The following is a 6,948-nucleotide window of genomic DNA, read 5'->3' on the forward strand; positions in this document are numbered from 1 at the left end:
ACCTTCGATCCGGCTGACGTTACGCACAACGCGCTAGCCGGGTTGCTGGCGGGGGAGCCGATCCAGATCATTCCCGATGGACCGGGCGCGGAAAAGCAGCCGCAGGTAGAGGCAGATCGAAAGGCTCGCCTGATCGGCTTCGTAGAATTCAACAAGACTTTCACCGGAGGATAAGCGCATGCGCAGGCTGGAAGGAAAGATTGCCATCGTCACCGGCGGGGGCGGAGGGATCGGATCAGCCGTAGCGCGCCGCATCGTCTCAGAAGGCGGCAAGGTCGCCATTGCCGATGTGTTCGACGACAGCGCGAAGGCCGCTGCCGATCCGCTGGGCGATGCTGCGCTGGCGGTTCAGTTCGATGCTGCCGACCCTGCTTCGATAGAGGCGATGGTGCAGGCCACGGTCGACCATTTTGGCGGTCTGGACATCCTGCACAACAATGCTGCGATGACCGATCCGGCCAAGCATCCGCTCGACACAACGCCGGTCGATATCCCGATCGAGATCTGGGACGAGGTCATCGATATCAACCTGCGCGGTTACCTGCTGGGCTGCAAGTATGCGATCCCGCAGATGATCGCGCGCGGTGGCGGCTCCATCATCAACACCGCATCGAACAGTGGTGTTGCAGGAGACCTTGCCAGGGTCGCCTATGGCGCATCCAAGGGTGGCATCATCACCTTGTCGAAATATGTCGCCACCCAATACGGCAAGCAGAATATTCGCTGCAATTCCGTATCTCCCGGCGTTGTATTGACCGCCGCACTCGAAGCGACGGTGCCGGGCCTCAAGGAAGTGATCCAGCGGCATATCCTGACGCCTGAATTCGGCACGCCAGACGATATCGCGGCGCTGGTCGCCTTCCTCGCTTCGGAGGAGAGCCGCTATATCACAGGTGAGAACATATCGATCTCAGGCGGGGGCCTGTCGCACCAGCCGCACTATGCCGATCTGCTGGCGATGATGGAGCAGCATCAATTATGAGCGAACCGCTGACCGTTGCAGGGATGGAGGCAGCAGCGCGCGCTACCACGGGCCTTTCGGATTTCGGCCCGGATACTGGTTGGCGAGAGGGATTTGAAAGACTGGTTGCGGCGGTCGAGGCGATGGGACCGAACGACCAGCTGCGGCACCTGGCGACACAGAATATCGTCGGTCAGCTCGCCACGCGCCTGCGCTTTGTCGAAGATGATCGCAATCATCCCGAGATAGCGCAGCAAGACGTGGGTGATCCGCTGATCGTGATCGGCCTGCCGCGCACCGGCACCACCATTACTTACGATCTGCTGTGCCTCGATCCCGAGGCGCGCGCTCCGCGCGAATGGGAATGGTACATTCCCTGGCCACCAACCGATGCTGCCACTTTCAACAGCGATCCGCGCATTGCGCAGGTCACCGCCATGTATGACAACTGGCTCAAGCATGCGCCGCAACTGCTTGATATCCAGCGGTTCGACTGCACCCAGCCGGGTGAGTGCAACCACGGCATGCAATATCACTTCGCCAGCACCAATTTCCCCGCCGAACTTGGCGTGCCGGATTATGCGGACTGGCTGCGCGTCAGTGATGCGCCGGGGCAGTATATCTCGCACAAGCGGCTGCTGCAGAACTTCCAATGGAAGGGGCCGCGCGGGCGATGGACGCTGAAATCGCCGCAGCACCTGTTTGATCTTCCGGCTCTGCTGAAGGCCTATCCCGGCGCCATGTTGGTGTGGACGCACCGCGATCCGACGCTGACTTTCTCTTCCCTATCCAGCTTCATAGCCGGGTTCCTAGCGGCTTTTGGCGGCGACAAGGACAAGGCGGCAATCGGGCGGGACGTGGTGGAGACATGGATTGTCGCGATGAACCGCGCGCTGGCCGCGCGCGCCGATCCGGCGATTGACGAACGGATCATCGACCTCGCGCACAAGGACGTGGTGGCCGACCCCAAGGGCGCCATAACGCGTATCTACGACAAGTTCGGCCTGACCTTTTCCGAAGAACACGCGCGCCTGATCGACCACTTTCTGACCGACAATCCGGCTGCCAAACGGATAGGCAAGCACAAGCATTCGCCGGAGCAATACGGGATCGACGTGGCCAAGGTGCGCGAGCGGATGGCCGATTATTACGACCGCTTCGGCAATCTTCTGGGGAGACCACGATGAGCGTTCTGGATCGATTCCGCCTCGACGGGCGCACTGCCATTCTCACTGGCGTTGGCCCTGGCGTGGGAGAGCACGTGGCCAAGGCCTTTGCCGAACTGGGCGCGAACGTCGTCATCTCGGCCCGTTCGCAGGACCGTCTGGACCGGATCGCGAAAGAGATCAACGCGCTGGATGGCGGACGCGCGCTGGCCGTCGCCGCCGATGCGGGAGAGCGCGCCGATCTCGAAAACCTTGTAACCAAGGCGCGCGAGACATTCGGGCCGGTACATATCGTCTTAAACAATGCCGCCGCCGGTGTGGTCTACGCGCATGATGGCGGGCTCTGGGCCAACACGGACGAGGTTTGGAAGACGGCGATGGATGTGAATGTCCTTGCCACGTGGCGTTTGGCCGAGATGACCGCACAGGAGATGGAAGCACACGGCAACGGCGTGATCATTTCCGTGCAAAGCTGCGGTGGCTTCACCCCGATCCCGCCTGCTGTCGCCTACGGAGTCAGCAAGGCAGCGCTGGCTTTCCTCGTCCGCTCGCTTGCCAAGGCGCTGGCGCCGCACACGCGGGTAAATGCGCTTTGCGTCGGCTCGATGAGTCCCGATGGGCAGGAGGCCGAAATTCACAAGGGACTGGGCCTGGCAGAGCGCAACGCAATCAAGCGGTTCGGCGCTGCGGATGAAGCCGTGGGCGCGGCCATCCTGCTGGCCAGCGATGCTTCCAGTTATACCACAGGCAGCACCGTGTTCGTGGAAGGCGGAAGGGTGGGAACAGTGGCATGACCAACCCGCTCTGTACGCCAGATCAGGAAGCGGCAGAGAAGCTGGCGCTGCGCCTGATCGAGCGGGCAGATGTGCGGGCTGCGCGCGAACAGGCGCGCCACGGAATGCTGCGCGATCCTGCTGCCGCGACGGTGGATGGTAACCTGGCGCTTGATCGCGCACTCGATCAATGGGTGCTGGCGCTGGCCATGCGCGAGGTGAATGGTGATACCGCCGATCCGCGCGTGGTCTGGAACGTATCAAACCCGCCACGCCGGTGGTTTGGCCACGTCTATCACGGTGCCGCCGTGGCGGTGGACAATCCCGACAATTTCAACCGCGAAATCCCGATTGATGGGAAAGGCCACTATCGCATCGATCTGCGCTTTTCCGCCGATCCGCCGCAGTTCAGCGTGGTGATCGAGATGGAGCCGGAACACCACGCCGGTCTGGGCCACAACATCGGTGCGCTGACATTGCAGGACTTGCGCCCGCATTGCGATAGCCAAGGCCGCGTTTCGGTTACGGTGGGTCCGGAAGAGGGCGGGCCGCTGCACCTGCAATCCCAGCCCGGCCGCATCCAGATCTACACCCGTGACAGCCAGTGCGACTGGAACCAGTTGCCCGCCGAGTTAGCGTCGAGCGCCTTGATCCACCGGCGGACTGGAAAGCACGCAGCGAAGACGAGATCGCCGCAACAATTATCGCCGACATGCCCGCTTGGGTCCGTTTCTGGCGTGGCTTCAAGGACGATTTCCTTGGTTTTCCCGAACCCAATCGGCTTGTCGGGCCAAACGGGCGCGACGGGAACTGGGGTTATCTGGCCGGGGGCCGCTTCGCGCTTGGCGATAATGAGGCGCTGCTGGTCACGCTTGATCCGGCAGACAGCTATTACACCGGTTTCCAGATCACCGATCCTTGGACCATCGCGCCCGATCCCATGCTACGCCTGGCCAGCCTCAACAAGGGGCAGGTGGTGCCCAACGCCGATGGCACGGTGACATATGTGCTGGCGCTGGCCGATCCGGGTGTTGCCAACTGGATCGATACCTGCGGCCTGCACGAAGGCTGGATGTTGACCCGGTGGCAAGGTGTGCCCGCCGATGCGGACCTTGCCAGCATGATCCGCGAAGTGCGCCTGACGACGATCAATGAATTGCCGGAAGGCATTCCGGCCACCGACCTGACCGGCCGTCGCCGCCAGATTGCCTCACGCGCGCAGGCCTTTGCGCAGCGCACCAGCGAGGAAGGATGGGCCGATGCAACCTGAAGGTTCGATCGTCGAGCTTTGTCATGTGGTTGAAGACCTGGACAAGGCGTTGGCACACTGGACACGTAATCTGGGGGCAGGTCCATTCTTCGTGTTCGACGTTCCTGTGATGCCCGGTCAGTTATATTACGGAGAGCCGACCGCAGTTTCGATGCGGGTAGGTTTCGGCTTTTCTGGCGGCGTTCTGATCGAACTTTTGCAGCAGACCAACGAAGGTGCATCGCCATTTGCGGATTTCTTACAGGCAAGGGGCGAAGGACTGCACCACATCATGCCTCGCGCCGATTTCGATGCGGCACATGCACGCCTATCAGCCGCAGGATTCAAGATCGCCTATAGCGGCATGATGCCTTCGGGCGAGCGGTTCTGCCTGTTCGATACCTTCGCCGCGCACGGCTATTACACAGAGCTGATGGAGCTTTCCGAAGCCATGCAGCGCAGCCTGTTACTCATGGAAAAGGCTCATGCTACATGGGACGGCAAGACCGATCCCGTGCGCGGCATGGATCGGCTGGCCGACCTCGCCTGACAGGCAATTGGCCTACAGCTTGCCGCTTCCCATCTCCGCGAACATTTTCTGGAAATCGGCATAGCTGGGCTGGTGCGCAGTCACACCGCCATCGATCGGGATTGCCGCACCGGTAATAAATTCGCTCTCGTCGCTGGCGAGGAAAGCGACGAGATTGGCAATATCTTCCGGCTCGCCAAGCCGCGGAGTCAAATGGTGCGACAGGAGAATGTCTTTCACCACAGGAGGGGTTGACTGGGTCGCCAGCGAGGTCAGCACGAAACCGATCACCATGCAGTTCGAACGCACGCCTAGCTTGCCATACTGGGTGGCGATCATGCGATTGAGCTGGATCAGCGCAGCCTTGGAAGAGCCATAGGCAGTCAGCGTGGATTCGCCCTGCACGCCGAAGCCGGATGCGCTGTGGATGATCGATCCACGCCCGCCTTCGATCATGTGGGGCAGGACATATTTGCTCATCAGCATGGCCCCGCGCACGTTGACAGCCATCGCCCTGTCCCACGCGGCCACATCAAGATTCATTACATCAAGGTCTGCCTGACGCTGCGCGTCGTTCTGGATCGCGGCGTTGTTGTGCAGGATGTCGATCCGGCCAAGATCAGTGACCACCTGCTGGGCGAGTTCGCGCACGGAATTCTCGTCCGTCAGGTCAAGCGGTAGCGCCAGCGCGCCTTCGATGTCCTGTGCAGCGGCAGCAGCTGCATCGGCATCGATATCGCCCAGCACCACACGGGAGCCTTCCGCAGCCAGCCGCCGCGCGGATGCCGCGCCGATACCGCCTGCAGCACCTGTGACAATTGCAACCCTGCCTTCCAGCCGTCCGGTCATTGGAATCTCCTCATTTTGAAGCAATAGATTGCAAGGGGCCCGGCTCACAACCTGTCGCGGGGCAGGTTGCGTGTATTTCACAGGCATCCATCTGACTTTGAGAAATGTTGGGGAGGGTGTGTTGGCATCAACGATCGTGCCGATGCCGGTAATGCCGGCACCTCAGCCTGCGGGGACGATCTTTCTGGTCGGCACCTGCATTATCATGGTCGGCATCCTGGCGTGGTTGGCGCTGGGGCATGAAAGGCGACTGGGCGGCTGGGTCTTGCTGCTGGCTTTAGCTGGCACTGCGCATTCCGCGATTATGATAGAGCCGGTCTACGACAACACGCTGCTCTATTGGTATCAGGCAGAAGACCCGCTGGCCTTCATCCGCGGATATGAGCGGACCATACCTTGGTATGTGCCGCTAGGCTATGCTTGGTTCTTCGGCGGCTCAGCCTATCTGGTCTGGCGTGTGATAGAACGCGGCGCATCGGCTGCGCGAATCTGGCAGCTGTTCTCTGCCACTGCAGCGGTTGACTGGTTGGCTGTATCGATTTGTGAATGGCTGGACCTCAGCGCCATCTCCGGCAACCAGCCTTTCCATCTGTTTGGCTCTCCCGGGTGGTTTTCCTTCTGCGATGCCACCGGCGGCTTTGTGTTGGGCGCGGCGCTTGCCAAGCTCATGCCCTACCTCTCGGGTAGTAAGCGGCTGTGGTTGCTGATCCTGCCGAGCTTCACCTACGCGGCAACGCAGGGATCGACCACCGCACCTGTCTCGCTGGCACTGAATTCGGCTTGGTCGCCGTTCATGACGTGGCTGGCTGGCACTGCCACGATGGCAATGTGCCTGATTGCCATCCATGTGATCGCCAAGATGGCGCAGCTGCGGCAGGAAAGCTCATTGTGAGCCAATTTCCAGGCCGCGACTGGTGGTTCATCAGCCTGTTCGGCACGATTTACGCGTTCAACTTTATCGACCGGATGATCATTGCCGTGGTCGGGGAGTCGATAAGGCAGGAATTCGGCCTGAGCGATTTCCAGCTTGGCATCATGGGCGGAGCGGCCTTTGCGCTGTTTTACGGCGGCGTCGGCATACCGCTTGCGCGGCTGGCAGAGCGGGTCAACCGAATCGGCATCGTGGCAACCGCCACCGCCCTATGGTCCTTGATGACCATTCTTTCCGGTGCGGCGACCGGCTATATCCAGTTGCTGCTGGCGCGCATGGGCGTGGGTGTGGGTGAGGCGGGATTTACGCCACCAGTCGTCTCCCTGATTGCAGATCGTTTCCCTCCCGAACGGCGTGCCACGGTTTTCTCGATGATCGCTGTTGGCGTTTCCGTGGGCGGTGCCATCGGTGTGCTGGCCGGGGGCTGGATCGCGCAAACCTATGGTTGGCGTTGGGCTTTCGTGGCGGCAGGGGCACCCGGCATCGGCCT

The 6,948-nt window shown here is 61.3% G+C and carries 9 protein-coding genes; 7 read left to right on the forward strand and 2 right to left on the reverse strand.

Annotated elements, in window-relative coordinates; genetic code table 11:
* The first annotated feature begins 178 nt into the window (after positions 1-178).
* From C0456_RS19175 to C0456_RS19185, 3 genes are read left to right on the forward strand one after another with little or no spacing between them, the layout of a single operon-like run.
* Positions 179-982, forward strand: coding sequence for an SDR family NAD(P)-dependent oxidoreductase (locus C0456_RS19175; protein WP_082744225.1), 804 nt, complete (start codon positions 179-181; stop codon positions 980-982).
* Complete coding sequence (locus tag C0456_RS19180; protein WP_291055777.1) at positions 979-2,148, forward strand: sulfotransferase; 1,170 nt, start codon at positions 979-981, stop codon at positions 2,146-2,148. The genes C0456_RS19175 and C0456_RS19180 overlap by 4 nt, the downstream gene beginning before the upstream one ends.
* Positions 2,145-2,921: an SDR family oxidoreductase gene (locus C0456_RS19185; protein WP_291055779.1), complete on the forward strand. Its 777-nt coding sequence runs from the start codon at positions 2,145-2,147 to the stop codon at positions 2,919-2,921. Before C0456_RS19180 ends, C0456_RS19185 begins: the two co-directional genes overlap by 4 nt.
* A 239-nt stretch (positions 2,922-3,160) precedes the next feature.
* On the opposite strand, the gene C0456_RS19190 is transcribed toward C0456_RS19185, so the two are convergent.
* Positions 3,161-3,409, reverse strand: coding sequence for a hypothetical protein (locus C0456_RS19190; protein WP_291055781.1), 249 nt, complete (start codon positions 3,407-3,409; stop codon positions 3,161-3,163).
* Positions 3,410-3,504: 95 nt separating this feature from the next.
* Between C0456_RS19190 and C0456_RS19195 the strand changes: the two genes are divergently transcribed.
* Positions 3,505-4,170: a hypothetical protein gene (locus C0456_RS19195; RefSeq protein ID WP_291055783.1), complete on the forward strand. Its 666-nt coding sequence runs from the start codon at positions 3,505-3,507 to the stop codon at positions 4,168-4,170.
* Positions 4,160-4,699, forward strand: coding sequence for a VOC family protein (locus tag C0456_RS19200; RefSeq protein WP_291055786.1), 540 nt, complete (start codon positions 4,160-4,162; stop codon positions 4,697-4,699). Before C0456_RS19195 ends, C0456_RS19200 begins: the two co-directional genes overlap by 11 nt.
* A gap of 12 nt (positions 4,700-4,711) precedes the next feature.
* Here the strand turns inward: C0456_RS19200 and C0456_RS19205 are convergent, their stop codons facing one another.
* Complete coding sequence (locus tag C0456_RS19205) at positions 4,712-5,527, reverse strand: SDR family oxidoreductase (RefSeq protein ID WP_291055789.1); 816 nt, start codon at positions 5,525-5,527, stop codon at positions 4,712-4,714.
* 121 nt (positions 5,528-5,648) lie between these two features.
* Between C0456_RS19205 and C0456_RS19210 the strand changes: the two genes are divergently transcribed.
* Positions 5,649-6,419, forward strand: coding sequence for a hypothetical protein (locus tag C0456_RS19210; RefSeq protein WP_156444012.1), 771 nt, complete (start codon positions 5,649-5,651; stop codon positions 6,417-6,419).
* Positions 6,416-6,948: MFS transporter (locus C0456_RS19215; RefSeq protein ID WP_291055796.1), on the forward strand; the 533-nt coding region annotated here is incomplete at its 3' end. The genes C0456_RS19210 and C0456_RS19215, both read left to right, overlap by 4 nt.

This window comes from Hyphomonas sp., from assembly GCF_013823385.1.
Lineage (GTDB): Bacteria > Pseudomonadota > Alphaproteobacteria > Caulobacterales > Hyphomonadaceae > Hyphomonas.

Coding starts and splice junctions, on each gene's coding strand:
- C0456_RS19175 (WP_082744225.1), top strand. CDS start 179: ATGCGCAGGCTGGAAGGAAAGATTGCCATCGTCACCGGCGGGGGCGGA.
- C0456_RS19180 (WP_291055777.1), top strand. CDS start 979: ATGAGCGAACCGCTGACCGTTGCAGGGATGGAGGCAGCAGCGCGCGCT.
- C0456_RS19185 (WP_291055779.1), top strand. CDS start 2,145: ATGAGCGTTCTGGATCGATTCCGCCTCGACGGGCGCACTGCCATTCTC.
- C0456_RS19200 (WP_291055786.1), top strand. CDS start 4,160: ATGCAACCTGAAGGTTCGATCGTCGAGCTTTGTCATGTGGTTGAAGAC.
- C0456_RS19205 (WP_291055789.1), bottom strand. CDS start 5,527: ATGACCGGACGGCTGGAAGGCAGGGTTGCAATTGTCACAGGTGCTGCA.